At 67.1% G+C, this 25,538-nt stretch carries 24 protein-coding genes; 8 read left to right on the top strand and 16 right to left on the bottom strand.

Features of this window, described 5'->3' with window-relative positions:
- Positions 1–4: 4 nt before the first annotated feature.
- The 9 genes from nifH to HLH34_RS10485 all read right to left on the bottom strand — a co-directional run bounded on the left by nifH (position 5) and on the right by HLH34_RS10485 (position 7,561).
- Positions 5–904 (bottom strand): nitrogenase iron protein, encoded by a 900-nt coding sequence (nifH, locus tag HLH34_RS10525; protein ID WP_183119623.1) that lies wholly within the window; start codon positions 902–904, stop codon positions 5–7.
- A gap of 235 nt (positions 905–1,139) precedes the next feature.
- Positions 1,140–1,967: an SIR2 family NAD-dependent protein deacylase gene (locus tag HLH34_RS10520; RefSeq protein WP_183119523.1), complete on the bottom strand. Its 828-nt coding sequence runs from the start codon at positions 1,965–1,967 to the stop codon at positions 1,140–1,142.
- A complete protein-coding gene (gene nifT / locus HLH34_RS10515) occupies positions 1,964–2,182 on the bottom strand; it encodes a putative nitrogen fixation protein NifT (RefSeq protein ID WP_183119522.1) in 219 nt (72 codons plus the stop codon). The genes HLH34_RS10520 and nifT overlap by 4 nt, the downstream gene beginning before the upstream one ends.
- The gene (locus HLH34_RS10510) at positions 2,179–2,457 is read right to left on the bottom strand and encodes a nitrogen fixation protein NifZ (RefSeq protein ID WP_182942632.1); all 279 of its coding nucleotides are present in this window, start codon (positions 2,455–2,457) and stop codon (positions 2,179–2,181) included. The genes nifT and HLH34_RS10510 overlap by 4 nt, the downstream gene beginning before the upstream one ends.
- The gene (locus tag HLH34_RS10505) at positions 2,441–3,253 is read right to left on the bottom strand and encodes a 4Fe4S-binding leucine-rich repeat protein (protein ID WP_244959837.1); all 813 of its coding nucleotides are present in this window, start codon (positions 3,251–3,253) and stop codon (positions 2,441–2,443) included. Before HLH34_RS10505 ends, HLH34_RS10510 begins: the two co-directional genes overlap by 17 nt.
- A 17-nt stretch (positions 3,254–3,270) precedes the next feature.
- A complete protein-coding gene (locus HLH34_RS10500; RefSeq protein WP_183119521.1) occupies positions 3,271–3,465 on the bottom strand; it encodes a 4Fe-4S binding protein in 195 nt (64 codons plus the stop codon).
- A gap of 32 nt (positions 3,466–3,497) precedes the next feature.
- On the bottom strand, positions 3,498–4,970 hold the full coding sequence (gene nifB, locus HLH34_RS10495) for a nitrogenase cofactor biosynthesis protein NifB (protein ID WP_183119520.1): 1,473 nt from the start codon (positions 4,968–4,970) through the stop codon (positions 3,498–3,500).
- Between the two features lie 150 nt (positions 4,971–5,120).
- Positions 5,121–6,806 carry a nif-specific transcriptional activator NifA gene (gene nifA, locus HLH34_RS10490; RefSeq protein WP_183119519.1) on the bottom strand — a complete coding sequence of 562 codons (1,686 nt, stop codon included), beginning with the start codon at positions 6,804–6,806 and terminating at the stop codon, positions 5,121–5,123.
- Between the two features lie 158 nt (positions 6,807–6,964).
- Positions 6,965–7,561 (bottom strand): DUF2478 domain-containing protein, encoded by a 597-nt coding sequence (locus tag HLH34_RS10485; protein WP_183119518.1) that lies wholly within the window; start codon positions 7,559–7,561, stop codon positions 6,965–6,967.
- Positions 7,562–7,978: 417 nt separating this feature from the next.
- Here HLH34_RS10485 and modA point away from each other — a divergent pair, with 417 nt between their 5' ends.
- Genes modA through rpoN form a run of 4 tightly spaced genes read left to right on the top strand, consistent with a single transcriptional unit; the run spans position 7,979 to position 11,574 of the window.
- Positions 7,979–8,743, top strand: coding sequence for a molybdate ABC transporter substrate-binding protein (gene modA / locus HLH34_RS10480; protein WP_183119517.1), 765 nt, complete (start codon positions 7,979–7,981; stop codon positions 8,741–8,743).
- A gap of 5 nt (positions 8,744–8,748) precedes the next feature.
- Positions 8,749–9,435 (top strand): molybdate ABC transporter permease subunit, encoded by a 687-nt coding sequence (modB, locus tag HLH34_RS10475; RefSeq protein ID WP_183119516.1) that lies wholly within the window; start codon positions 8,749–8,751, stop codon positions 9,433–9,435.
- Entirely contained in the window at positions 9,432–10,148 is a 717-nt protein-coding gene (locus HLH34_RS10470; RefSeq protein WP_183119515.1) for an ATP-binding cassette domain-containing protein, read from the top strand. The genes modB and HLH34_RS10470 overlap by 4 nt, the downstream gene beginning before the upstream one ends.
- Positions 10,141–11,574, top strand: coding sequence for an RNA polymerase factor sigma-54 (gene rpoN / locus HLH34_RS10465; RefSeq protein WP_183119514.1), 1,434 nt, complete (start codon positions 10,141–10,143; stop codon positions 11,572–11,574). The genes HLH34_RS10470 and rpoN overlap by 8 nt, the downstream gene beginning before the upstream one ends.
- Before the next feature lie 60 nt (positions 11,575–11,634).
- On the opposite strand, the gene HLH34_RS10460 is transcribed toward rpoN, so the two are convergent.
- Both HLH34_RS10460 and HLH34_RS10455 read right to left on the bottom strand, forming a co-directional pair.
- A complete protein-coding gene (locus HLH34_RS10460; RefSeq protein ID WP_183119513.1) occupies positions 11,635–13,263 on the bottom strand; it encodes a carbohydrate porin in 1,629 nt (542 codons plus the stop codon).
- Positions 13,264–13,724: 461 nt separating this feature from the next.
- Positions 13,725–14,243, bottom strand: a complete 519-nt coding sequence (locus HLH34_RS10455; RefSeq protein ID WP_183119621.1) for a hypothetical protein — start codon at positions 14,241–14,243, stop codon at positions 13,725–13,727.
- A gap of 165 nt (positions 14,244–14,408) precedes the next feature.
- On the opposite strand from HLH34_RS10455, the gene HLH34_RS10450 reads away from it, so the two are divergent.
- Genes HLH34_RS10450 through HLH34_RS10440 form a run of 3 tightly spaced genes read left to right on the top strand, consistent with a single transcriptional unit; the run spans position 14,409 to position 16,124 of the window.
- The gene (locus tag HLH34_RS10450; protein ID WP_373318596.1) at positions 14,409–14,720 is read left to right on the top strand and encodes a cupredoxin domain-containing protein; all 312 of its coding nucleotides are present in this window, start codon (positions 14,409–14,411) and stop codon (positions 14,718–14,720) included.
- Position 14,721: 1 nt separating this feature from the next.
- Positions 14,722–15,552: an FTR1 family iron permease gene (locus HLH34_RS10445; protein WP_183119511.1), complete on the top strand. Its 831-nt coding sequence runs from the start codon at positions 14,722–14,724 to the stop codon at positions 15,550–15,552.
- Positions 15,553–15,599: 47 nt separating this feature from the next.
- Positions 15,600–16,124 carry an iron transporter gene (locus HLH34_RS10440; RefSeq protein ID WP_183119510.1) on the top strand — a complete coding sequence of 175 codons (525 nt, stop codon included), beginning with the start codon at positions 15,600–15,602 and terminating at the stop codon, positions 16,122–16,124.
- A gap of 66 nt (positions 16,125–16,190) precedes the next feature.
- Here HLH34_RS10440 and trxA read toward each other — a convergent pair whose 3' ends face one another.
- From trxA to tsaE, 5 genes are read right to left on the bottom strand one after another with little or no spacing between them, the layout of a single operon-like run.
- Complete coding sequence (trxA, locus tag HLH34_RS10435) at positions 16,191–16,517, bottom strand: thioredoxin TrxA (RefSeq protein ID WP_183119509.1); 327 nt, start codon at positions 16,515–16,517, stop codon at positions 16,191–16,193.
- A 4-nt stretch (positions 16,518–16,521) separates the two neighbouring features.
- Positions 16,522–20,136 carry a double-strand break repair helicase AddA gene (gene addA / locus HLH34_RS10430; protein ID WP_408871323.1) on the bottom strand — a complete coding sequence of 1,205 codons (3,615 nt, stop codon included), beginning with the start codon at positions 20,134–20,136 and terminating at the stop codon, positions 16,522–16,524.
- Positions 20,103–23,126, bottom strand: coding sequence for a double-strand break repair protein AddB (addB, locus tag HLH34_RS10425; protein WP_183119507.1), 3,024 nt, complete (start codon positions 23,124–23,126; stop codon positions 20,103–20,105). The genes addA and addB overlap by 34 nt, the downstream gene beginning before the upstream one ends.
- Positions 23,123–23,893, bottom strand: a complete 771-nt coding sequence (locus HLH34_RS10420) for a nucleotidyltransferase family protein (RefSeq protein ID WP_183119506.1) — start codon at positions 23,891–23,893, stop codon at positions 23,123–23,125. The genes addB and HLH34_RS10420 overlap by 4 nt, the downstream gene beginning before the upstream one ends.
- A complete protein-coding gene (gene tsaE / locus HLH34_RS10415) occupies positions 23,890–24,375 on the bottom strand; it encodes a tRNA (adenosine(37)-N6)-threonylcarbamoyltransferase complex ATPase subunit type 1 TsaE (RefSeq protein ID WP_183119505.1) in 486 nt (161 codons plus the stop codon). Before tsaE ends, HLH34_RS10420 begins: the two co-directional genes overlap by 4 nt.
- A gap of 116 nt (positions 24,376–24,491) precedes the next feature.
- Here tsaE and HLH34_RS10410 point away from each other — a divergent pair, with 116 nt between their 5' ends.
- A complete protein-coding gene (locus tag HLH34_RS10410) occupies positions 24,492–25,517 on the top strand; it encodes an NAD(P)/FAD-dependent oxidoreductase (RefSeq protein ID WP_183119504.1) in 1,026 nt (341 codons plus the stop codon).
- Positions 25,518–25,538: the final 21 nt, after the last annotated feature.

Here is a 25,538-nt window from a genome sequence, read left to right as displayed (position 1 = left end):
CCGTTCAGGCGACGGCTGCCGCCTGCTTCGCCGCTTCTTTCGCGGCCAGTTCTGCAAGCTGCTGCTCTTCGGTCTTCATGATGCCGAATTCCAGCAGCATTTCTTCGAGTTCTTCCATGGTGATCGGCGTCGGGATCGTGCCCTTGCCCGAATTTTCATGGATCTTCCGCGCCAGCGTGCGGTATTCCTGCGCCTGCTGCGAGTCCGGCGCGTATTCCAGCACCGTCTGCTTGCGCAGTTCGGCGTGCTGCACGATGTTGTCGCGCGGCACGAAGTGGATCAGCTTGGAATTCAGGCGCTTGGCCAGGGCATCGGCCAGGTCGTACTCACGGTCGGTCTGACGCTCGTTGCAGATCAGCCCGCCCAGGCGCACGCCGCCGGAATGCGCGTACTTCAGAATGCCCTTCGCGATGTTGTTGGCCGCATACAGCGCCATCATCTCGCCGGACATGACGATGTAGATTTCCTGCGCCTTGTTCTCGCGGATCGGCATCGCGAAGCCGCCGCAGACGACGTCGCCCAGCACGTCGTACGACACGTAGTCGACATCGTCGTAGGCGCCGTTTTCCTCGAGGAAGTTGATCGAGGTGATGACGCCGCGTCCGGCACACCCCACGCCGGGTTCCGGCCCGCCGGACTCGACGCACTTGATGCCCTTGTAGCCGAGCTTCAGCACGTCATCGAGTTCCAGATCCTCGACCGAGCCCGCCTCGGCGGCCAGGCTGAGCACCGTGTCCTGCGCCTTGGAGTTCAGGATCAGGCGCGTGGAGTCGGCCTTCGGGTCGCATCCGACGATCAGGATCTTCTGATCCATCTCGACCAGGGCTGCGAGTGTGTTCTGGGAGGTCGTGGACTTTCCGATCCCCCCCTTGCCGTAGAAAGCGATTTGGCGAAGCTTGCTCATGGTAACGTCCCTGTCCCAGTGAAACGCATGATGCAGACCGACGGTCCTGCGTTCCCCTTGTCGCAAGGGCCGTGCCAGACGCAGGGGCCCGCACATTTCGCGAATGCGGCCGGTGGCGGGTCGCGATCGGGAAGATTTTGTTGGAAGCGCGACAAAGACGACAGGATATGTAAGGGAAAAAAAACCCGCATCTTTCGATGCGGGTTCAGCCGGAAACAATAAGGCGGCAGGCGGATCAGCCGGCGGCAAGCAGTGCCTGCACCTGCGGCAGGGGCATGGGCACCAGCGTCACGCCCAGGTCGTCGAACAGACGCAGCTCGTTGCGCGTCAGTTCGCCGGGATCGACGATCGCATAGTGCGGGCCGGCCGAGCGCTTGAGGATCTGGCGCGCGTAGATCCGCAGCATCTGGTCGTTGAACCGGCAGCCCAGGAACACGAACCCGCAGTCCGTCCGGCGACGGCGGACAATGTCGGGAATGGGCGTCTGGATGTCGATTTCCGTCAGAACCTCGACATAATCGGAATCCGCGACCAGATAATTATGGTCCGGCGTAACCCCGCCATGGGGCTTGTACAGGATCGTGTGCCATCCTTCGGCCTCGGCCATATCGGCCTCGGTCCCGTCGGGACGATAGGCGCGGAACCACCGGGCCTCGCCGATGCCGGCGCGGGTGATGCCCTGGATCTCGCCCCAGCTTTCCCCGGGCGTCGCCTGCAGGGCGGCGCGCATCGCGCCGTCGTACCACGTATCCACGATCATCGTGGGGCGCAGCCCGGCCAGCGTCAGATGCAGCGACCCCGGCGGGACCGGGTTTTCATAGGCCTTGTCCATCAGTGCGATCAGCGTCGCGCGGTGGCGGCTGCTTTCGATGTACTGGCCGGCGGCCCACGGATTGCCCCGCGCGCGCCGCGGCAGGGCGACATGCTGCCCCATGAATGTCGCCAGCCCCTCGGGGGTGACCGGCACACCCTCGCCCGCCGCCAGCGCCGTGGCGCCCGGGCCCAGATAGGGGACGAGGCGCCCCGCGCGCATCCCCTCCATCAGATCTTCGGCCATGCTCATGCGTCGATCTCCTCACCGCGTTTACGCGCGTTGACGGTGACCGGCAGGCGCGTATCGGCCGCCATCGGCGGAAGCTCCAGCACCCAGCCATTCTTCAACCGGACCCATCCACCCCACAGTTCGTCGTGTTCCTGTTCGACCACGAACTCCTCCAGGTCCTTCTTGGGGACGTAAACGGACAGCCCCCGCGTCTCACGGCGAATCATGATCTTCATCGTGCCTGCTCCGGCTCCTGGTTCAGTTCCCGGCCGCGCATGCCAACGACCGTGCCCCGGTCGATGAATTCCACGGCATATATGTAGTATCGTTGCAGAAAGACGCCGACATCGCGCACATAGCCGACGTCCCCCTTGTGCACGAGCATCTCGCCGATCTCGCGGCCCGCGAAGGTTCCATCATTCTTGACGTACCGGTTCGCACGGACCTTGGTGCCCGGCATGAAGATCGGCTTGCCGCGGGTCTCGATCTCTTCCTCACGTCCCAGTCCCATGATCGTCCTCCCTTTCGGATGCGTCGGACAGCCTCCGCAGTACCAGTTCACGAATGATCGTTTCATCGTCGTCGATGAATGCGTCGAGAGCCCGACGGGGCAGGCGTTCGATTGCAGCATATCGGACACGGATGTCGGGATCACGCGCCAGCGCTTCCAGGCGGCCGGCGGTCGCCCGTTCGGCGGCACAGCGCCGCACGGTCGGTTCCGGATCGGCCTCGATCCGCCACAGCTGCGCCGGCGGCAACCGCCGCGCGACCCAACGGCGGATATCGGGTTCGACATCGTGGACGACGGCGGGCAGCAGGTCGGCCGGCAGGCGCCGCACCATGACCAGGCGGACGAACCAGTCCGGATCGTCGAGAAACCGCAACAGGGACCGGCCGGTCATTTTGCTTGCGATCACCACCCGGACACGCGGATCCGGATCCTGGACCAGCGCTTCGAGGCGGACGACGGGCAGGCGTGACGCGGCGGCCGCCCGAACCTCCGGCTCCGGGTCCCGCAGCAGGGGCGGAAGCCGGAACAGCGAGCAGAACCGCGCGGCAATCGCGCGCACCTCGAAATACGGATGGTCGAGATACGCATCCGCCATGCCGCCGTTTTCACGAAAGAAGCGATCGACGCGCCTTGCACGACGGTCGCGTACGCAAATCAGGCCACGGCGGCACAGTCCTTCACGATGCATCGGCTCGTGCCGGCACTCGTGACACAGCACGGGACGACCGAGCCAGTCCACGGACTCGGTCATGCCATCGCCGCGCATGTCCTGCCCATCCGCGGAATGCTCGCCCATGACGGCGGCTCCAGCGATCAGGCAGGCACGCAGGTATTGGGCACCGGACAGACGGCGGCGCATTGCGCCATGTCGAAATGCCCCGCGCATTCGGTGCATTTCTTGGGGTTGATCACGTACAGGTCGTTCTTGAGCGTAATCGCCGCATTCGGGCATTCGAATTCGCACGCGCCGCACACGGTGCACTGCGAGGTGATGATCTTGTAGGCCATGACGGTTCTCCTCGTTGGAAAAGTAATATCGATCAGGCGATCTGGCGGGCGTAGCTGGCATGCTCGCGGGCGTACCAACCGGAAATCCCGGCCTCGATCCAATCGTGCGCGAAGGCATCGGTCGCTTCGATCCCGGCCGCAGACAGGCTTTCGCGCGGGCAGTCGCCGATCTTGGCGCACAGGATGACGCGCACACCCTCCAGGGCCGCGATCACACCATCCAGCGTCGCGTCCTCGCCCCACCCGCCTTCGCAATATTGTTCGGCTTTCCGGTGGCCCACGAAGGTCACGCCGGCGGGGGATACTTCGTAGATCTGGAATTCCTTCGCATGTCCGAAATGCTGGTTGATCCGGCCACCGCCCTTGGTCGCCACGGCCACCAGCATGGCTTCGTCGGCATCGACCGAGGCCAGCGCCACATCGACCTTCTGCCGCGCCGCGACATGCTGCCCGCGCTCCTCGGCCACGACCTCGCGGTAGGTCTCACGCTTTGTCGGATCGTACTCGACCTCGTCGGCCACCAGATCCATCGTGAATTCCTGGCCGCGATCTTCCCCCAGCAGACCGACGGCATCGGCGCGGCACTGCCGGCAATGGCGCATCAGCTTGGTCCCATCCGACAGCTTGTCCTGCAGCGCCTTCAGTTCCATCGCGCGCGGGCCGCGCTGTCCGGTCAGGCCGTAATGGGTGCCGTGGGCGGGGTCCGAAATCAGGGGCATGATATTATGCAGGAACGCCCCCTTGCCCTTGACGACCCGATTCACCTCCATCAGATGCTGGTCATTGACGCCCGGGATCATGACCGAATTGATCTTGGTCAGGATGCCGCGCGCGGTCAGCATCTCCAGCCCCAGCATCTGCCGCTCGTGCAGGATTTTCGAGGCATCGAGGCCTGTCCAGCGGCGGTTCTGATAGAAGATCCACGGATAGATCTTCGTGCCGATTTCCGGATCGACCATGTTGATGGTGATCGTGACGTGATCGATGTTCATGCGCTCGATCTCGTCGACGCGATCGGGCAGCATCAGGCCGTTGGTCGACAGGCAGAGCTTGATGTCGGGAATATCAGCGGAAATCAGTTCGAACGTCTCGCGCGTCTTGCGCCAGTCGTAACAGGCATCGCCCGGCCCCGCGATGCCCAGGACCGAAAGCTGGGGCACCTCGTTGGCCACCGAAATGACCTTGCGCCGCGCCTGCACGGGCGTCAGCTTTTCCGACACGACGCCGGGCCGGCTTTCGTTGGCGCAGTCGTATTTGCGGTTACAGTAATTGCACTGGATGTTGCATGCTGGCGCCACGGCAACATGCATGCGGGCGAAATAATGATGCGCCTCCTCCGAGTAACAGGGATGGTCCTTGACCTTTTCCCAGATCTCGGCCGGCATGTCGGACGGGCCGGACGAACTGCCACAACTGGAAGACGAACATCCCTGCCCGTCCAGGGCGGCGCGCATATCCTGCGCCCCGGCCGGCATAAGGGTTTCGAGACCAACAAGCTGCGCCATGACCATTTCCCCCGGAATAGCTGTCTTCCTCCAGACAGAAGCAAGACATGTGCCACGGGGATTTTCCGCAGGAAGGCGCCTCGGACATGTCCGATACGGACAAGGAATGTCCGATGTCCGACATAACGCCGCTGCCGGTACCCGCCGGCATCAGAATTTGCGGATGGAAATTCCGTTCTTGCGAAGGGCGTAACCGACCTGGCGCGGCGTCATGCCCAGGATCCGCGCGGCCTTGGCCTGCACCCAGCCGGCGGTTTCCATGGCGTCGATCAGTTCCTGCTTCTGCGACGGACGCTCCCCGCCGCCCAGCGCACAGGTGGCGGACGAGGGACACTCGGCAGGACTGGCGACCGGACGCAGCGGCAACTCCTCCTCGGGCGCGGCAACCGGCGCCCGGCTCGGAATCGGCGCGGGGTCGTCATGCCGCGCACCGCTGAAGATCGAAGACAGGCACCCGTCGCTTCTGCAGGAAAAATCCTGCGCCGTGATCGAAGGACCATTCGCCAGCGTCGCGGTGCGCCGGATGCAGTTTTCCAGTTCCCTGACGTTTCCCGGAAAATAACATTTCGACAACACATCGAGCCCGTCGGACGAAATCGACAGTCCCGTATGATTTTCCTCGTTGAAATGACGCAGGAATTCCTCAGCCAGCAACGGAATGTCCGAAGGCCGGTCACGCAGCGGGGGCAGGAAGATGGGTATGACGCTCAGGCGGTAGTACAGATCGGCGCGAAACAGCCCCTTGCTGACCGCATCTTCCAGATTGCGGTTTGTCGCCGCGACGATCCGCACATCCACCTTCAGCGTCCGGGTGCCGCCGACCCGCTCGAATTCGCCCTCCTGCAGGACGCGCAGCAGCTTTGCCTGGAAACTGGCTGAAATCTCGCCGATCTCGTCCAGGAACAGGGTGCCGCCATCCGCCATCTCGAACCGGCCCTTGCGCATGCTCAACGCGCCGGTGAACGCCCCTTTTTCATGGCCGAACAATTCGGATTCCAGCACGCTTTCCGGCAGCGCCGCGCAGTTCAGGGTGACGAAAGGCGCGGTGTTGCGTGGAGAAAACGCATGGATCGCGCGGGAAAACAGCTCCTTCCCCGTTCCGGATTCTCCGCGCAGCAAGACGGTGACGTTTCGCTTCGCCACACGCTGGATCTTGTCCATGACGGACTGGATTTCGGCGCTTTCGCCGATGATGCCGGTCCCCGCGTTCGACACGGCCTCGGACTTGCGCTCCTTGGTCAACGCGGCCTTCAGAAGGTATTCGCGGTCCTGCCGCACCATGCGATGCAGGCGCACGGTATGGCCGATCAGTCCCGCCACCATCGACAGAAGCCTGACGTCCAGATCGGTGATCTGGGAATCCGGCTGCATGGCCGGCCGGTCGATGATCAATATTCCCGTCACCCGCCCCCGATCGATGACCGGCACGCCGATCAGTCCGATCTTCCCCGCGGCCACGCCCCAGGCCGGGGTGACGGAAAACCCGAACGCGCGGTCCAGCGCGACATCCGGCACCACCAGCGGCATGCGGCTGGTGACGATATGGCCGATCGCCTGTTCCGGCATGGACGAAAAATAGGGCGACGCCTCCATCTGGTTGGCCGGCGCCCCGATGGTCGCATCCACCCGCTGCGCGTCGTCGAACAGGACGACGACGCCGTTGTTCATGTCGACGAAGCTTTCCAGGACCGTCAGCACGCGCCTGATGGCGTCTGTCGTCTCGATCGGGGCGCACAGGATCTTGGAGATTTCATGCAGTCCGAACAGGGCGGTATGGGCCCAGCTTGAACCATGCTCCGAAAGACCCGATTTGTTCGCAAAATTTTCCGTAGGCATGATCTCAAACCCTGCCTCTATCCGGCCGTTCCGACAAATGACCACCCACCATGAAGGAAATGTGACACTCCACACCGAAAACTTCAACATTCATTTACGATGCGGAAATATATCCGACACGTCACGATGCCGAGGTCCTAGTCGCTCTATGTCTATATTTACGTATATATAGATGTCCCATGCCCATGACGTGGACCAACCGGCATCGTTATTGCCCGAGACGGCCCCCGCACCATATCGCTCCAGCGCAGAATGGCCTGGGCACTGGGCGCCACGACATGCGCCGCCCCGCCCAGGAAGACTTCCCACGCTGCAAAAAAACGTGCCGGAACAACGATCACGACCGGAATGCCTTCCATGATCGCCTCGGCAATTTCAGCGCGCAGCCCGTGGCCTTCGGCCTCGCGCAGGCCAAACCGGTTGATCATCAGGATGTCGGGGGCCTGGGCGATATGGTCCCGCAGAACCGCCGAAACCCGGCCGAACGCCGTGATATCCAGCGAGCACGCGGTCGCGTCGGCGCCGCCTGGCGTGTCCAGGCGCATCCGCTCGTTCGATACCACGTCCGTCACGAACATTTCATGACGCCCGTTGGGCAGCGGCCGCCCCCAATATTGCACCACCCCGCCGACACACTGGCCCCGTGCCTTCAGGGCGGCGACGGCGTCCGTCAGGACGGCCGGCAGATCGGCCCGGTCATCCTGAAGCAGCGTTGCAATCGGCAGAGCGGGTTGACGCATAGCGGTGACTGTCATGGATGCCTCCCTTGATGGCCCATGCCCGGACGACGGCCCTTCGCCACGATGCCGAACGCAAAGCCGAAGCGATCGCGGCGACGCCAGGCGTGACGGGACCATCCCGGCATCCCGCAAGAAGCATGCCGTGACAGCCTGCCCTCGGGCGAGAGAAGGCCACGCGGCGGCGACCGATGCCGCCGCCGAGAGGAATGGATGCCCGCAAGAGCCCAGAGACAATCCTTTGTTTTGTATTATATTTCTGCGCATTCGAGGCCCAATTCAAATGCGGTCCGCTCCGAAAGGAGCGCCGAGGATCACGCCGTTCACGATCCCGAGACACCCTGCCCGCAGACATGGCACGCTTCTTGCGTGAAGCCCCGATGCGGACCAACCCGCACGCCCCGGCCCGTCCGGACAGCAGGGAGTTGTCACCTCATGGCGCCGATCCGGATCTTCCGCCTGGCCGTCATAGCCGCGGTATTCATGACCCTGAAGGCCACAGGCTGCGTCGCCGCGGACGTGCGCGTGGCGGTCGCCGCCAATTTCGCAGACGTCGCAAAGGACATCGCCGACGCATTCCATACCGCGACCGGAAACACCGCGGTCCTGAGTTCCGGGGCCAGCGGGCAGATCTATAACCAGATCGTCCAGGGGGCGCCCTACGACGTTTTCCTCAGCGCCGATCACACACGCCCCGAAATGCTGGTCCGGCAGGGGCTGGGCGTGCCGGCGTCCCTCTTCACATACGCCATCGGACAACTCGTGCTGTGGAGCAATCGCCCCGGCGTGGTGGCGGACGGCGCGGTGCTGAAGTCCGGCCACCCGGGCCTTATCGCCATCTGCAACCCGCGCACCGCGCCCTACGGGCAGGCCGCCATCGAAACGATGCGCGCACTGAGCGTGCTGGACGCGCTCCGCCCGCAAATCGTCGAAGGCCAGTCGGTGGCCCAGGCCTATCAGTTCGTCAAATCCGGAAACGCTGGCAGCGGCTTCGTCGCCCTGTCCCAGATACGGCACGACGAAGGCGGGTCCCGCTGGATCGTTCCCGCGACCCTTTACACACCCATCCTTCAGGATGCCGTGCTGCTGAAGACGGCGGCAGACAACCCCGTCGCGCTGGCCTTCGCGGCATTCATGAAATCGCCCGCCATCCGGTCCCTGATCAAAAGCCGGGGCTATCGCCTTCCCGGTGGAGACTAGACGCGATGCAGTCGCTTCCCCCCGACATCTGGCAGGCGGCGTGGCTGACGGTGCGGCTGGCCGCCACGGCCACGCTCTTCCTGCTGGCGATCAGCCTGCCGCTGGCGCACTGGCTGGCACGGGGCGCCTCGTTGTGGAAGGACGCCATCTTTACCGCGGTCTCGCTGCCCATCGTGCTGCCCCCCAGCGTCCTGGGCTATTACCTGCTGCTGCTGCTCGGGCCATCGGGTCCGGGGGGATGGCTGGCCCGCGTTTCGGGGGCCGGGCAGACACTGGCCTTTACGTTCTGGGGCCTGGTCCTGGGGTCCGTCCTCTATTCCCTTCCGTTCGCGGTGCAGCCGATCCACAATGCGTTCGAGGCCATCGGCCCCCGCCCGCTGGAAGTTGCCGCAATGCTGCGCGCATCCCCGTGGCGCGCGTTCTGGACCGTCGCCGTGCCTCTGGCCTGGCCCGGTATCCTGAGCGGCGCGATCCTGGGATTTGCCCACACCGTCGGCGAATTCGGGATCGTCCTGATGATCGGCGGCGACATTCCGGGCCGGACGCGGGTTCTGTCCGTCGCGCTCTATGATTATGTGGAAAACAGCCAGTGGCGCGAGGCTAATATCATCGCCGAGGGCATGGTGATCTTCTCCTTTGCGATCATCTTCCTGATGTCCCTGCTGCGCCGACGGATCGGGAGGTATCGATGACGCGTACGCCCCGGGATCTGACGGTCATGTTTCAGGGCAGGCTGCAGGCGTTCCGGTGCGACCTTGCCTTTACGGTTCCCGGCCATGGCGTGACCGCCCTGACGGGTCCGTCCGGCTGCGGCAAGACCACGATCCTGCGGGCCATCGCGGGCCTGCACCGTTTCGACAACGGGTTTTGCGCTCTGGGCGACGAGGTCTGGCAGAAGCCCGGCGTGTTCGTGCCGCCGCATCGGCGTTCGGTCGGCTACGTCTTTCAGGAACCGAGCCTGCTGCCCCATCTCTCGGTCCGGCAGAACCTACTGTATGGCGCGCGCGCCCGGGCAGGCATGCCGACCCTGGAGGAAATCACGTCCGTGCTGGGCCTTGCCGGCCTGCTGCACCGCAGGCCGACCGGTCTGTCCGGGGGCGAGCAGCAGCGCGTCGCCATCGGGCGCGCCCTGCTGGCGGCGCCTGCGTTCCTGCTGCTGGACGAACCGGTCTCGGCGCTGGATCGCGACCGCAAGAACACCGTCGTTTCGTTTCTGAAGCGCCTGCCGATACCGATTTTGTACGTCAGTCACGACAGTGACGAGATTTTGGAAATTTCCAGCGAAATCATAAGATTCGTCGATGGTTTCGTTATACGCGCCGGCCGGTCCGGGCCGGATGCCACCCGCATCTGTCAGCAGCCGGAGGACAGGTCCGGCCATTGGGGGGAGAGACGCCATGGCTGACGTCAGACAGGAACTCCACCAGACGCAGGGACTGGTCATGACGGCGCAGATGCGTCAGTCGCTGCGGCTTCTGCAATTTTCGAATTTCGACCTGCAATCCTATGTCGATGAACAGCTTGATCTCAATCCGCTGCTCGAACGCGCCCAGCCCGACACGCAGCCGCCCACCGACCGGCCGGCAGACGATCCCAACACCCTCTCTCCCGCCGTCCAGACCGGGTCCGGCGAGGCCGGCATGGACGAAGGGCGGAGCGTCTACGGGGACAGCGCGCCGCGGTCCTCGGGCGCATCAGGCGCCGCCCCTACCCGCGAAGAGGGCGGCACCGGCAACATCCCGCTGGCCGAACGCCCCTTGCGCGACCAGATCTACCAGCAGCTCTGCCTCTCCCCCGCCGGTCCCCAGGACCGGTTGATCGGCGCGCATCTGATCGAGGCGCTGGACCCCGCCGGCCGCCTGGGCACCGACCCGGCCGAGATCGCCCGCGTGCTGAATATATCGCCCGCCCGGGTCGAGGCGGTCCGCCAGCGCATGATGCGCTTCGACCCCCCCGGTCTGTTCGCCCTATCCCTGCAGGAGTGTCTGGCGGCCCAGTTGATGGAAAAGAACCGCTACGACCCCGCGATGGCGGCTCTGCTGGACAATCTGGATATGCTGGCGCGGCAGGACCTGAAGCGGCTGCAGGCCGCCTGCGGCGTCAGCGCCGAAGACCTGGCCGACATGATTGCCGAATTGCGGGCCCTGAACCCCAAGCCCGGCGTCGAAGCCGCATCCGAAACCGTGGCGTCGGTCGTCCCCGACATCCTGACCTATCGCGCCGCGTCCGGCGAATGGATGCTGGAACTCAACCCGGACACGACACCGCGCCTTGTGCTCAACAGCGCGCTGCAGACGCGCATCGCCCTGCATGCCCAACGCAGGGACGACCAGACGGGGTTGACCGAACAATTGTCCAACGCCAACTGGCTGATCCGCGCGCTGCAACAGCGCAGCATGACCATTCTGAAAGTTTCCGGCGAGATCATGCGGCGGCAGGAAGCGTTCCTCACCCACGGTGTCGGCTGCCTGCGCCCCCTGACCCTGCGGAACGTCGCCGATGCCGTGCAACTGCATGAAAGTACGGTCAGCCGCGTTACATCGAACAAATACATCGCGACCCCGCGCGGCACATTTGCCCTGAAATTCTTCTTCACGACGGCACTGAACGGACATGACGGCGAGACCCATAGTTCGGAGTCCATCCGACATACCATTCGTCAACTGGTGAATGCGGAACCGCCTGACGCCATTCTGTCCGACGACGCGATCGTCGCCCGCCTGCGCCGGGATGGCGTGGACATCGCGCGCCGTACCGTCGCGAAATATCGGGATTCGCTCAATATCCCAAGCTCCGTCCGGCGCCGCCACCTCAAGGCCGTGTCATCATGATTTCACCGGTGCCATGCCATCGCCACCGGCCGACGGCGCACGAAACGCGCGCCGTCATGATCAGAACACGATGTTGCTCCGCAATCCGAACACGGCCTCGTCCCCGATCCGGCGAACGCCGCTCCAGTCGCCGATGCCGCCAGCCGGATGCCAGACGTACTGAAAGTCCGGCTGCAACACCAGCCACGGCATCACCTGCGCCTGGTAGGTCACTTCCAGATGGCTCTCGTTCCCCTGCACAAGCGATCCGGTGTTGCGGTCATATTGACGCAGGCCAGAACTGGCGCGGCCAATGCCCCAACCCAACCCGATCGTGTCGTTACCGCGGCCCTTGAACGGCGCGTTCAGGTTCAGGCCGGCATCAATGGCAAAACTGATCAGGTTGCGATCGCCGCCATTGCCGGTAGCGCGCACGAACAGGCCCAGCGAACGCGCCGCGTTAAGGGACGGTCGCCACACCATCTGGTCGACGACGCCATAGACCATCCAGTTGCCCCGGTCCCAACGCGGCATGGTGGTGTCGTTCGGGCCGCCCGGCGCCCCCCCCCGACCGTAATCGGGGAACAGGGCGGTGTCGTAGAAGCCGCCCAGCTTGTAGACACCCGGCAGGCCGGGATCCTTCGTCGCCTTCGACAGGTCCGCCGGCTGCGGATTGATCGCATATTGCAGTTCGGTCATCAGCAGCGCGCCGGTTCCCATGTTAAACCGCGTGCCGCTGCCGTCATTCGTGGTCTGGTTTGTCGGATCCGCGCAGTTACCGCCATCCTGGATGCAGAAGGTATTGTACCGGTTACCCGGCGGGTTGTCGTCGGCGGCCGCGAACATGAAGGTGAACTGGTGGCTGGGCCGGTAGCGCAGGCGCACGGCCGGCGACGACAGCGGCCAGGACGGGCCACCCGCATACAGGTTCACCGACGGCCCCATGGGCCAGCCAAAATTGGCATTGAGGTACATCGCGCCGTAACCGCTGATCAGGAACTCGGTATCCAGATCCTGCTGACCGATCTTCACATCCAGCGTGTCGCTCAGGAACGATTGCTGGTACCACAGCTCGAACAGGCGGGTGGAGCGATCGGCCTCCAACCCGCTGATCGGGTTGAAAGTGCCCAGGTGATCCTGCGTTATCGAACGCCCGCGCGTCTGCAGGGCGCTGATGTTGAAGATGCCGCCTTTCAGGCCGAACAATTTGTCCAGATCGACCGTCAGCGTCGGCATGGTCACGCCGTCATAGGCCGGACCGGTGCCCGCCCCGGTACCGCCGTTGCCATCCATCCTCGACGGCGTGCCGCCGGTGGCATTGCCCCACAGTTCGTCGAATTCCTGAATGTCCAGCGTAATGCCATATTTATACAGCCAGGATCGCCCACCCCACATATTGCCCAGCAGGTTGCCGCTGGTATCCGGCTTGTCGCCGTCGCCCGGGGCCTTTTGCGGCGCCTGTTCGGAATCACGCACCGTGGCGGGATCGGTCTGGTTCAGCAGCGGTGTGGAATTGCCCAGGCGCGCACGATCTTGCGCAATCTGGGTCTGGGGCTGGGCAAAGCCGGCAGCCGGCAACGCAATTCCCAGGCACAGGATATACGATCCGTGAAGAACGGCTGATTGCAGCGATGCGGAAGGACGGGAACATTCGTTCCGTATCTGAAATAATACGGAACGGAACCCACGCGAAAGGAAGGAGGCAATCATCCCACACCGCTGCGATTGAGACCTTGTCTCATTGACGGAAATTTTCCGTTACCGGGCACGCTCTCGTTCCTGACAAGCCGCAGGTCTTTCCTTCGGGCGCATTCCTCCCATACCGGCGCCTTTTGGACCAGTCCGGCAGTTGCGATTTTCGGGCAAGTCTCATGGCGAGGCGGCGAATTTCCTGGATGGACCAGCAGATGACGTTTTTTTGCCGTCTGTGTTTCGTTTTTATGACAACGGACCGGACAGCCGTCAGGGGGCGGAGGCAGATATGACGGGCAGGACATGGCAGTGCCGGACATGCCGAAATCGGGTCTCGTTATGGCCTCCTTCGGTCCCGAACCCAACGGCTGACGTTGCCATACCCCCGTCGGCCGATCCGGGGCAATATCCTTTGCTGCGCCCGCAACCGGCTGCATCGCGCGCCATGTGCCGCGCAAATGATTGCCGCGGCTATAATGTTAACGAAGGAATACTTTCGGCACGCCTTCACTGTTCAGGCAGGAGGCGACGATGACCGCCGACCACAGCACGACCGAAGCGACGGCCACCACGCGGGCCGGGGTGCTGGCCCCGCCGCGCCCCGCAAGTGCGGGCAGATACACCCGCCGATGGCCGATTGCGGCCAATCCCATGGCCAGGACAATAAAGAGCAGCTTCGGCGTCAGGTACGCACGGCTGCCGATATGGACCGGATCATAGAAAAACAGCGCCACGCCGGTGATCATGGCCACGGCGAACAGGCTGTGAACCCACCGTACAAGCAGTCGTGATACGGCTGCCAATATATTCTTTTCTCTGTTCTGGCACAGGGTTATGCCGAACAGCAGATCCATTCCGAAAAAACCGGCCATACTGAGGATATGAAGCGTCCGCACCAGATAATGCACGGGCTGCATCCAGTAGTGATACATCCTGCTGTCCATGGCCACCAGCACGTCATATGGCAGGCGCATGAACGCCAGAGGATGAGAAATCATAATTTTTTCGTACTCCGGTTCGGTACTCTTGCCAGACATAACTGAGACTGTGAATCAGTGACAGGCCTGCGCCTCTCGATTTGACAATGCAAATTATTCGCACTAATGAAAACGAGATTATCCGATGGATGACCCATGCGAATTGCACTCCCCCTTACAATCCTGATGTCTTCCACGATGGCCAACACCGGCATCGCCCACGCGCAGGACCCGATTCGACTGGAAGTGAAAAGCCATCACTTCATCCCCGACCATTTTACCGTGCCCGCCGGTCAACGGTTCGTGATCGAACTGACGAATCATGACGACACGGTGGACGAATTCGAGAGCTACGACCTGAAATTCGAAAAAATCGTCGTGCCCGGCGGTACGATCTCGGTTCATGCCGGCCCGTTGCACCCCGGCACGTACAAGTTCTTCGACGATTACCACCCCGACAGTGCCACCGGCACCGTCACCGTGACGGAGGCCCCCTGACATGTTGGGCAGCCTTCTCATCGTCTTCCGCGAAGTCATGGAAGCCGGACTGATCGTGGGAATCGTCATGGCCGCGACCCAGGGCATTCCCTCTCGCGGGCGCTGGGTGGCAGGCGGGATCGGCGCCGGCGTGGTGGGGGCGGGTATCGTCGCCCTGTTCGCCGGGGCGCTGTCCCAGGCTTTGTCGGGCAATGGTCAGGATGTCTTTTCCGCGACCATCCTCTGCCTGGCGGTAGTGATGCTGAGCTGGCACATCGTCTGGATGGCGCGGCACGGCCGCGAAATGGCCCAAGACATGAAAGCCGTCGGGGCCGCGGTCGCCAGCGGCAACCGGTCGCTGTTCGCCATGGCGGTTGTCGTCGCCGTGGCCGTGCTGCGTGAAGGGATGGAGGTCGTGCTGTTCCTGTACGGCATCGCCATTTCCACGGACACGGGTCCGGCGCCGATGCTGACGGGCGGCATTCTGGGGGTTCTGGCCGGGGCGGGCCTGTCATGGGCCCTGTATCGCGGGTTGGTGATCATTCCGTTGAATCACCTGTTCGCGGTAACCGGCCTGCTGGTGACGTTCATGGCGGCCGGCATGGCCAGTCAGGCCGCGGCACTGCTGGCCAATGACGACCTGCTGCCCGCCCTGGGGTACGACATCTGGGATTCCTCGTGGCTGCTGTCGGACGGCAGCATGATCGGCCGGGCGGCGAAGGCGCTGGTGGGCTATTCGGATCGTCCGACAGGCATTCAGCTCCTCGCATGGGTCTGCACATGTCTGATCCTGATCGTCAGCGGCCATCTGGTTCGCCATCGGACCCCACCCGGGACGACGCGGGCGTCCTGACCCACCGGCCGGCCGCTTTTCCTCTACCCCCACATGGAAGTCCAACGATGAAGAACAGGCATATCGCTTCCGCCCTTCTTGCCGGCGCGGGTCTGCTTGCCGTTGCGCCGGATGCGCTGGCCCGTGAGTATCCGATCGGCGGCCCGGTCCAGGCCCACGACATGGAAATCGCGGCCAGCTACCTGGTCGGGATCGATCTTGCACCCATGCCGGCGGATATGCCCATGGGCCCTGACGTCATTCACCTGGAAACCGATGTCCATGCCACGGCCGACAACGTCTGGGGCTACCCCGACGGCGCCTGGATTCCCTATCTGACGATCGAGTACACGCTGTCCAAGGTGGGCACCGACTGGAAGGTCTCGGGCACGATGCGGGCGATGACCGCCAAGGACGGCCCGCATTACGCCAACAACGTCAAAATGGATGGGCCGGGGAATTACACGGTCGAACTGCGTTACAACTCGCCGGAGAAAAACGGCTTCCTGCACCATGTGGACACGGAAACCGGCACGCCGGGCTTCTGGGACACGATCACCGAGAAATTCACGTTCGCCTATCCGCAGAAATAGACGGCCGGTTCACGACCCTGTCCAGGACGGCCGGCATGGTGTCTGACACACCATGCCGGGACCGGATTACAGGCTGCTCTTGACCCAGTCCTTGAGCTGGCTCTTGGGCATCGCGCCGACCTTGGTCGCCGCTGGCTGGCCGTTCTTGAACAGGATCAGCGTCGGAATGCCGCGCACGGCATATTTGTTCGGCGTTGTCGGGTTGTCGTCGATATTCACCTTCGCGACAGTCAGCTTGCCCTTGAATTCGGCGCCGATCTCGTCCAGCGCCGGGGCGATCATCTTGCACGGCCCGCACCATTCGGCCCAGAAATCCACCAGCACCGGCCCGTCGGCCTCCAGCACCTGGTCCTTGAAGGTGGCGTCGCTGACGGCCACGGTATTTTCACTCATCACATCACTCCTCGGGTTCCGACGACTTCGTCAGGACATGGCAGCCTGACGGTCCTGTTTCAAGATTGCCGGCGTCCGGCCCCCCGGCGCCGGGGGCATGACGCTCCAGCAGCGAATCGGGCAGGATCGTAATCCGGACCTCCTCGGTCCAGACCAGCGTGCACCGAACCGGCCGGCCCGGATAGAGGGCCGTCAACAGGGCACGGTACGACGCCATCTGCCGCAGGTACAGCACCGGCGTCGCGGCGACGTCGGCGGGCGGCAGACGGTTGGTCTTGAAATCGCACAGCCAGACGGCGTCGGGGCGGACCACCATGCGGTCGACCTGCCCCACGATCACCGACCCGCCGGCCACCCCGGCCAGCGGCTGTTCCGACCGGCTGCCCGGACCGAACAGCGGCGCGATCCGCGCATCGTCCATCACCGCCAGAACCTGCGTCACGATCCGCTGCTGGTCCGCCCGGTCCAGCGCATTGCCCGGCCGCGCCAGCCAGCCGCGCGCCACTTCCGCGCGCCGCGCCGCCGGCAGGTCGGGCAGATATTGCAGCAGCGCATGGACAAGCTGCCCCCGGCGCAGGGCCTGCTCGCGCGCGGCCGGCCGGCGCGCGCCCACCACCGCCAGGGGCGAGCGGACGGCGGGCTGCGGCCCCAGGGGCGCGTCATCGGGCCGGCTGGGCACCAGCGGACGCAACAGCGGCGATTCCGGCGCCGGCGGCCGGGCCACCCAGTCCGGCGCGCGCCCCATCCACTCCGGCAGATCGACCGGGGCGATATCGCCGCGCTCCGCCGGGCGTTCGCTGGACGGCGCCGATGCGACCTCTTCCAACACCAGGCAACTGCCGCCCCAGTCCAGGTCGAAGGGCCGTTCCTCGGCCCCCGCCTGCACGAAGCCGGCCCGGCAGAGCGCGTACCAGCTATCGTCCGCCACGGTGCGCTTCTGCTGCCAGCCGCAGATCACCAGCCGGTCGCTGGCCCGGGTCAGCGCGACATAGAGCAGGCGGTTATATTCCTCGATCGCCGCCGCGCGGAGGGTCTGCTGCAACTCCCGCGTGGTGCCCGTCGCCATTTCGGCGCGCGGCACCCACAGCGGCACATCCAGCCCGCTGTCTTCGTCCCGCGCCCAGACCACGCCGCCGTCGAATTTCGCCACGCCCACCGTGTCGGGCAGGATCACCAGCCGCGCCTGCAACCCCTTGGCGCCGTGGGCGGTCATGACGCGCACCATGTCGGCGGCGGCGTCGGGCTCGCGCTTCACCGTTTCGGCCGATGCGCGCAGCCAGTGCAGGAAGCCCTGCAACGACGCCGGATGCAGCGATTCATACCGCAGAGCCGCCGACAGCAGTTCGTCCACGGGCTCGGCGGCCTCGGGGCCCAGCCGGGCCAGCAGGCGCGCCCGGCCGCCCAGCGGTCCCAGCGCCTCGGACAGCAGGCCGTAGGGCGACGCGTAATCGACATGCCGGAACAGGCGGTCCAGCATCGTCCAGGCCGCCCGCCAGTCCGCCCGCTCGCCGTGCCGTTCACGCAGCACGGCCCACAGCGGCCGCCCCCCGCGCCCGGCCGACAATTCCATCAGGCTGTCGTCCGCGACACCGCCCAGCGGCGAGGTCAGGACGCAGGCCAGGGTCAAATCGTCCTGCGGCAGCAGCAGCGCGTCGCACAGGGCCATCAGGTCCTGCACCGCCACCTGGTCCACCAGTCCGGTGCGCACCAGGGTCGCCACCGGCACGTCCTGCGTCTTCAGCGCGCGGATCAGCGCCCGGACGAAATTCGACCGCTTCGGCACCAGCACCAGGATGTCGCCCGGCGTCAGCGGCGCCTCGCCCGCCGCGGGGGGGCGCCGCAATTCGGCGACGACCCAGGCCGCCAGGCTGTCGGCCAGGCGCTGCGCCGCCGTGGACTGGCCCCCGTTTTCCAGCGGGGCGATCCATGGATTGGCGTCCTCCGCCCCGTCCTCGACCGGCGTCAGGGGCCACAGTTCCACCCGCCCGCCCTGCCCCGGCCGGGCGGACAGATGGCCGGGCACGCCCGCGTCGCCTTCCACCAGCCCGCGTGCGGCGTCAGGCAGGGCGAACACGCTGTCCACCAGTTTCAGGACCGGCGCGGTGGAGCGAAAGGACACGGTCAGCGCCGGTTCCTTCCACGGGCAGCGCGCCTGCTCCACCCGCTGGCGGAACAATTGCCGCCAGTGCCGGAAGGCCGCCGGGTCCGCGCCCTGGAACGAATAGATCGACTGCTTGTAATCGCCCACCGCGAACAGCGTGCGCGGGGGCGCCGCGGCATCGCGCGTGGCCTCGCCGGCGAAGAATTCGGACGTCAGCCCGCCCGCGATCGCCCACTGGTCGGGCGAGGTATCCTGCACCTCGTCCAGCAGCAGATGGTCGATTCCGCCATCGAGCTTGTACAGCACCCACGCCGCGCCCGGATCCTTCAGCAGGTCCAGCGTCCGTTCGATCAGGTCGTCGTAATCGACCAGCCCGCGCCCCCGCTTGCGCTCGGCATAACGGCGCAGCACCGGGGCCGCGACATCCAGCAGGGCCGCGCTGACGCGCAGGATGGCGATGGCGCGGCATTCCTCGTCCACCGCGATGATGCGCGCGGCCTCGGCCAGCAGGGCGTCACCGATCTCGGGCCGGCTGTCGTCCAGCTTGGGGTTCAGGCCGCCGCGCTTGCGCGGCTCGCCGTCCTGCTTCACCAGGGCCGTGCGCCAGACGTCCCAGCGCGCGGCCCGCACCTCGACCGGCAGGGCCAGCCAGTCCAGCATGGCCGTGGCGGCCCGCCGCACGGTGGCCGCGCCCTGCTCCGCCACGATCCGCAGCATGTCGCGCAGGCCGCCCTCGTCCGGCACATCGGCACAGGCCGCGCGGCGCAGGGCGGCGGCGTCGCGCGTCCGCACCCCCAGCACCCGCATCAGGGCGGCGTCCACCCCGGCACGATCGCCGTCCATCGCCTGGATGACCGGCTGCATCTGCCGCGGCCGCGCCTGAAGGCCGCCGACCAGCCGGGCGAAATCCGCCGCCCCGATCTGCCCGGCAAGGGTCGCGACCGCCTCCCCTCCATCGCCCACCACGGCCTCGACCGCCTCGCCCATCGCCAGCCGGGCGTCCGTATCCTCGACCAGCGTGAAATGCGGGCTGATCGCGGCCTCGACGGGGAAGCGGCGCAGCAGCGACTGGCAGAAGGCATGGATCGTGCCGATCCGCATCCCGCCCGGCAGGTCCAGCACCCGGGCGAACAATTCCCGCGCGGCCTGCCGCGTGTCTTCGCCCGGCGGGACCGACAGGCCGGCCAGTTCGGCGTCCAGCGCCGCGTCGGACAGGGTGACCCATTTTCCCAGGCGATTCTGCAGGCGGATCGCCATCTCGGCCGCCGCCGCCTTGGTGAAAGTCAGGCACTGGATCCGCGCGGGGTCGGACCCCGCCGCCAGCGTGCCGTCGGGCGTCAGGCGCGGCAGCATCAGGCGCAGCAGCCGGTCGATCAGCAGCTTGGTCTTGCCGCTGCCCGCCGAGGCCGAGACGAAGACCGAGGCCTCGGGGTCGGAAGCCTCGGCCTGGCGGGTGTTGGCCAGTTCGATGGCGTCGCGCGGGCTCATGCCCCGCCCTCGTCGCGGGCGGCGCTCCATTCCGCGACGCGGGCCAGTTGCGCGTAATCGGCGAAACGCGGCCCCTCGTCGGGATACGGATGGGACAGGTAAGGCTGTTCCACCTCGTCATAGGTCGCGATCATGCCGCGCAGATTCAGCCAGCAGGCGGCGACCAGATCGGCCAGTTCCTCGCCCGACGCCACCGGCAGCGCCTCGCCGGGTTCGTACCCGCCGGTCAGCCGCCAATAGATCAGTTCCCCGGCCCGACCTGTCAGGTCCGGCCCGAAACCGCCGCGTTCCATCATCGCCGCCTCCAGCACCAGTTGCGACGACCAGCCGGCGATGACGCTCTTGCGCCGGGGCAGGGTGCCGGTCTTGTAATCGAACAGGGCCAGTTGCCCCTGCCGGTCCAGGTCGACCCGATCGGCCCGGCCCTGCAACGTGAAGTCGCCCCCGGCAAAACCCTTCAGCACCACGCGCCCCTTCTGTTCGGTCCGCACCAGTTCGGGCGGGCCGTCGGCGCGGCGCGCGGCTTCCTCGCGCGCCACCCAGCCGGCGATGCGCGCCAGGCGCGGCGCCCACCATGCCGCCAGCGCCGGGCGCAGCCGCGCGTCGGCCAGATGCTCCAGAAACAGCCGCCGCAGCCCGTCCTCGGGGTCGCCGGCCCAGACCTCCGGCCCCAGGGCGAACCAGCGGTCCAGCGCGTCATGGACGATGGTGCCGTAATCGGCGGCATCCGCCGCCTCCTCCAGGTCCGGCAGGCGCCGCAACCCCAGGACCCGCCGCGCATAGATCGCATAGGGGTCGCGCATCCAGGTCTCGATCTCGGTAACCGCCAGGACGCGGGGACGCCAGGCGACGGGCGGGCACGGCCGGGGCGGCGCGACGGGCCGGGGCGCGCCCACCGGCCGGTCCAGGCGCGACAGCCACGACAGGGCCGGATGCGCCGGCACCGACTGCCCCCGCCCCGACAGGAACGCCTCCAGCCGGACCAGCCAGCGCGCGGGGACGGCGGGCGCGCCCTCGCGCCGGCCGGGGACGGACAGCACCACCTGCGGCGCCGCGCAGGCGCAGGCCACGAAATCGTGCGCCGCCTGCCCGATCGCCCGCTCGGGGGACGGCAGGCCGGCGCGCGCGCGCATCGGGCGGCTCATCCACGGGCCGGGGTCGGTGGCGGGGGGCCAGGCGGTTTCGACCAGGCCGCCCAGCACGACCTGCTCCACCGCCTGCAGACGGGCCTCCATCAGGCCCCAGATGAAAATGCGCGGATGCACCGCCGCCTCGTTCCGGCCGCGCAGGGCCCGGCGCGACCGCACCACCAGCCCGGCCATCGACGCGGCCAGCAGCCCATCCAGCACGTCGGCGCGCTGCGGCGGCAAAATGTCGCAGAACGCGATCAGCCCGGCCAGATGCTGCCCCAGCGCATTGCCTTCCTCGCCCGACCACAGCCGGTCGGCACCCATCTGCTCCTCGGTTCCGGCCAGCGCCTCGGCGGCTTCCACCAGCCCGGCCAGCATGTCGGCGACCGGCATCGAGCCCCCCTCGACGCAGGCCTGCAAGGGCGCCAGGGCACGTTCCACGCGCTCGAGGAATCCGCCCAGATCTTCCGGCGCGTCCGGTCGGTCGGCCAGCGCCCCGTGCGGGTCGTCGCGCCCGCGCGCCAGCGCCTCGCGCAGCCCGCCGATGCCGGGCCGGGGGGCCGGCCCGCGCAGCAGCACGCGCTCCAGCAACCGGGCCGAGGCGCGGCAGGCCCCCGGCGACAGGCCGCAGGCCGTCAGCGGGTGCTTCAGCAACGACAGCAGCGCCACCGGCGACAGGCCGGCCGTGACCGCCCGCACGACCAGGCGCAGGAACGCCGCCTGCGGGGTGGCGCCCAGCGGTTCGCCCGCGCTGTCGTCGGCCACCACGCCCCAGCGCGCCAGTTCGACCGCCACGCGCCCGGCCAACCCGCGATCCGGCGTCACCAGCGCCGCGCGCCGGCCGGGCACGGCGATCGCCTGGCGCAGCACCAGCGCAATGGCGGCCGCTTCCTCCTGCTGGTCGGCGGCGCGCAGGATCGACAGGCCCGTCAGGTCCACCGGCGCCGGGTCGTGCAGCCACGCGCCCAACGCCTCCGCCGGCAGCAGCGCGCGGCCCAGCACGTCGCCCCGGACCACAGGACACCCCGGCGCGCCGCCGCCCGGCGGGTCGTCCCACACCCCAAGGGCCGTGCGGTCCTGCCCCATTTCGGCCAGCAACCGCGCCGTACCGGCCTGCGGATGGCCGTCCGGCAGGGCCGACCACACCGCCTCATCCAGCGACAGATCGACCCAGGGCAGCACCAGCCGCCCCGACGGCATGGCCAGCACCGCGCCCAGCATCGCGGCGGCGGAGGGCATGGCGTCGGTAAAGCCCACGGCCCACACCCGTTCGTCCGCCGGCAGGGGGGCGGCATGCCACCGCCGCGCCTGCGCGTGCAGCAGCGCCACCTGGCGCGCGACCGGGTTCATCACCCCCTGTTCCGCCAGCCACGCCGGCCAGACGTCGGTGACGATCGCCAGGAATTTCAGCGTCTGTTGCCAATGTTCCGCGAAATCGCCCTCGGCCGCCGCCGGCAGGCGCTCGGCCAGGTCGCATTCCGCCCACTCGGCCTCGTCCATCAGGGCGGCCAGCGCCTCGGCCAGCGGCCAGGCCTGGTCCACCGTCCGCACGTCGCCGAACGCCTGGCCCACTTGCAGGATCAGCCATGTCAGGGTGGTCAGGCGGCGCAGCGGCTCGACCGGCGGCGGCAGATCCAGGGCCTCCAGCCCCGACAGCGCCAGTCCGGCCTCGTCCAGCGCACCGATCGCGGCGATACGCGGCAGCAGCAGGGCGCGGCCGTCGCTCCGGCGCAGAAAGGCCTCGGTCAGCGCACGGGCGGCGCGCCGGCTGGGCAGCAGGATCAGCCCCAGCCCGGTGCGCTGCGGGTCATCCCCCACCTCGGCCATCCAGCGGGCCGCGACCTGATCCAGAAACGGGACATGCGGCGGGATCGTGACCACACGGGTCATACGGCCCCATCCCTGTTCGCCGCGTCCGGGTCGCGCGCGGTGCGCAGGGCGTGCGTCGCGGCCTCCAGGTCCTGCGGGCGGGACAGATGGCACCACAGCCCGTCATGCACGATGCCCGCCAGCCGCCCCCGCCCGATCGCCCGGTCCCACAGCGCATTCATGCTGAAGCCCCCCGCCGGCGCATCCGCGAACAGGGCCGGTGTCGCAATCTGCACGCCGGTGAAGACATAAGGCGTCATCGCCCTTTCGGACGGACGGCCCAGGATGCCGGTGGGGTCCAGCGTGAAATCCCCGCGCCCGACCTCGCCCACCGCGCGGGTCACCCGCGCCAGCAGCAGCAGCGCGTCCATCCGCGCCGGATCGAAGGCCGCCGCCAGCCGCCGCAAGGCGGGAACCGGGCCGTTCAACCAGACCGAATCGCCGTTCAGCAGGAAGAACGGATCGGGGCCCAGATCCCCCTCGCGCAGCGCGGCGGCGGCGCTGCCCCCGGTTTCCAGCAAGGCGTCCTCGCGCCGGATCGCGGCGCGCGGGCCAGAACCTGCGGCCGCGCGGGCACGCAGCACCGCCGCCACGCGGTCGGCCTGCCAGAACACATTGACCACGACGTCACGCACGCCCGCGCCGTCCAGCCGGTCCAGAACGTGGTCCAGGATGCTGCGCCCGTCGACCTGCAGCAGCGGCTTGGCCGTCGTCTCGGTCAGCGGACGCATCCGCCCGCCCACCCCGGCGGCGAAGACCATGGCGCGATCGGGAACGGGGATGCTCATGTGCCTGTCCGCCCTTCCCCCTGGGCCGCCGCCAGGGCCGCCATCACGGGGCGGCCGTCCCAGCCTTCCAGCACCGCCTGCCGCCCACCATCGTCCATGACCCGGATCTCGATCCGCAGGGCGTCGGGGGGCGTCAGTTCCGCCAGCCGATCGGGCCATTCCACCAGCACGATCCCCTCGCACGCATCGTCCCAGCCCAGTTCGTGCAGCGCGTCGGGGCCGTCGAGGCGCCAGAGGTCGAAATGCGAAACGGCACCCGACGCCGCATCGTAGGTCTGCACCAGCGTATAGGACGGGCTGGGCACCTCCATGTCCGCGTCATCGCAGGCCGCGCGCAGGAAGGCGCGGGAAAACACGGTCTTGCCCGCGCCGAGCACGCCCGACAGCAGGATGGCGTCACCGGCCGCCGACACCCCGGCGACGGCGCGCGCCAGATCCTCGGTCGCCCCCTGGTCGGGCAGCATGATGACAAGCGGTTTCATGCCCGCATTCTGCGCGCGGCGCCACCGCCGGCACAAGGGCCACGCTTGCGCTCGGCCCGCGCAGGCCGCACAACCCTTGCCGAGTATCGACCCGCCCCGGAGTACGGATTTCGACCATGACGGACGCCTCTTCCCTTTCGACCGATGTCGCCATCATCGGCGCCGGCCCCACCGGCCTGTTCGCGGCGTTCGAATGCGGCATGCTGAAGCTGAACTGCGTGCTGCTGGACGCCCTGGACGAGGTCGGGGGCCAGTGCGCCGCGCTGTATCCCGAAAAGCCGATCTACGACATTCCCGCCCATCCGGCGATCGAAGGCGCGGCACTGGTCGAGGCGCTGGACAGGCAGATCGCGCCCTTCGACGTGCCGCGCCTGCTGGGCCGGCGGGTGGAGCGCCTGACCGGCCACCGGGGCGATTTCGTGCTGGGCACCGATCGCGGCGACACCATCCGCGCCCGCGCGGTCATCGTCGCCGCCGGGGCCGGGGCGTTCGGCCCCAACCGCCCGCCGCTGGCCGGGCTCGAGGGGTTCGAGGCCACGGGCGCGGTGCAGTACTATGTACGCCGCCGCGCCGATTTCGCCGGCACGCGCATCGTGATCGCCGGCGGCGGCGATTCCGCCATCGACTGGGCGCTGTCGCTGAAGGACGTCGCCGAGAAGATCTGGCTGGTGCATCGCCGCGACCGCTTCCGCGCCGCCCCCGAAAGCCTGCGCCAGCTGGACGAGGCCGTGGCGGCCGGCCTGATCGAGAAGATCGTTCCCTACCAGCTGCACGGCCTGCACGGCGCCGCCGGCGCGCTTGAGGGGGTGGAGGTCGCGACGCTGGACGGCGACACCCGTATCCTGCCGGGCAACCGCCTGCTGCCGTTCTTCGGCCTGTCGACCGACCTCGGCCCCATCGCGCACTGGGGCATGGATTCCGTGCGCAGCACCATCCCCGTCGTGCCCTCGACCTGCGAAACCAGCCTGCCGGGCGTGTTCGCGGTGGGTGACGTGGCGACCTATCCCGGCAAGCTGAAGCTGATCCTGCAAGGCTTCAGCGAGGGCGCGATGGCCGCCCATGCGATCCACCCGATCGTGCGGCCCGACACCGCGCTGCATTTCGAATATTCCACCAGCAAGGGCGTCCCCGACCGGGCGTAAGGACCCCAACCCGGCATGCGG

Origin of the sequence: Gluconacetobacter azotocaptans, from assembly GCF_014174355.1 — a bacterium.
In the GTDB taxonomy this organism is placed as follows: domain Bacteria; phylum Pseudomonadota; class Alphaproteobacteria; order Acetobacterales; family Acetobacteraceae; genus Gluconacetobacter; species Gluconacetobacter azotocaptans.
Note: the sequence above shows the minus strand (reverse complement) of the source record. Positions and strands in the feature narration are given on the sequence as shown.

Coding starts and splice junctions, on each gene's coding strand:
- nifH (WP_183119623.1), bottom strand. CDS start 904: ATGAGCAAGCTTCGCCAAATCGCTTTCTACGGCAAGGGGGGGATCGGA.
- HLH34_RS10520 (WP_183119523.1), bottom strand. CDS start 1,967: ATGAGCATGGCCGAAGATCTGATGGAGGGGATGCGCGCGGGGCGCCTC.
- nifT (WP_183119522.1), bottom strand. CDS start 2,182: ATGAAGATCATGATTCGCCGTGAGACGCGGGGGCTGTCCGTTTACGTC.
- HLH34_RS10510 (WP_182942632.1), bottom strand. CDS start 2,457: ATGGGACTGGGACGTGAGGAAGAGATCGAGACCCGCGGCAAGCCGATC.
- HLH34_RS10505 (WP_244959837.1), bottom strand. CDS start 3,253: ATGGGCGAGCATTCCGCGGATGGGCAGGACATGCGCGGCGATGGCATG.
- HLH34_RS10500 (WP_183119521.1), bottom strand. CDS start 3,465: ATGGCCTACAAGATCATCACCTCGCAGTGCACCGTGTGCGGCGCGTGC.
- nifB (WP_183119520.1), bottom strand. CDS start 4,970: ATGGCGCAGCTTGTTGGTCTCGAAACCCTTATGCCGGCCGGGGCGCAG.
- nifA (WP_183119519.1), bottom strand. CDS start 6,806: ATGCCTACGGAAAATTTTGCGAACAAATCGGGTCTTTCGGAGCATGGT.
- HLH34_RS10485 (WP_183119518.1), bottom strand. CDS start 7,561: ATGACAGTCACCGCTATGCGTCAACCCGCTCTGCCGATTGCAACGCTG.
- modA (WP_183119517.1), top strand. CDS start 7,979: ATGGCGCCGATCCGGATCTTCCGCCTGGCCGTCATAGCCGCGGTATTC.
- modB (WP_183119516.1), top strand. CDS start 8,749: ATGCAGTCGCTTCCCCCCGACATCTGGCAGGCGGCGTGGCTGACGGTG.
- HLH34_RS10470 (WP_183119515.1), top strand. CDS start 9,432: ATGACGCGTACGCCCCGGGATCTGACGGTCATGTTTCAGGGCAGGCTG.
- rpoN (WP_183119514.1), top strand. CDS start 10,141: ATGGCTGACGTCAGACAGGAACTCCACCAGACGCAGGGACTGGTCATG.
- HLH34_RS10460 (WP_183119513.1), bottom strand. CDS start 13,263: ATGATTGCCTCCTTCCTTTCGCGTGGGTTCCGTTCCGTATTATTTCAG.
- HLH34_RS10455 (WP_183119621.1), bottom strand. CDS start 14,243: ATGATTTCTCATCCTCTGGCGTTCATGCGCCTGCCATATGACGTGCTG.
- HLH34_RS10450 (WP_373318596.1), top strand. CDS start 14,409: ATGTCTTCCACGATGGCCAACACCGGCATCGCCCACGCGCAGGACCCG.
- HLH34_RS10445 (WP_183119511.1), top strand. CDS start 14,722: ATGTTGGGCAGCCTTCTCATCGTCTTCCGCGAAGTCATGGAAGCCGGA.
- HLH34_RS10440 (WP_183119510.1), top strand. CDS start 15,600: ATGAAGAACAGGCATATCGCTTCCGCCCTTCTTGCCGGCGCGGGTCTG.
- trxA (WP_183119509.1), bottom strand. CDS start 16,517: ATGAGTGAAAATACCGTGGCCGTCAGCGACGCCACCTTCAAGGACCAG.
- addA (WP_408871323.1), bottom strand. CDS start 20,136: ATGGAGCGCCGCCCGCGACGAGGGCGGGGCATGAGCCCGCGCGACGCC.
- addB (WP_183119507.1), bottom strand. CDS start 23,126: ATGACCCGTGTGGTCACGATCCCGCCGCATGTCCCGTTTCTGGATCAG.
- HLH34_RS10420 (WP_183119506.1), bottom strand. CDS start 23,893: ATGAGCATCCCCGTTCCCGATCGCGCCATGGTCTTCGCCGCCGGGGTG.
- tsaE (WP_183119505.1), bottom strand. CDS start 24,375: ATGAAACCGCTTGTCATCATGCTGCCCGACCAGGGGGCGACCGAGGAT.
- HLH34_RS10410 (WP_183119504.1), top strand. CDS start 24,492: ATGACGGACGCCTCTTCCCTTTCGACCGATGTCGCCATCATCGGCGCC.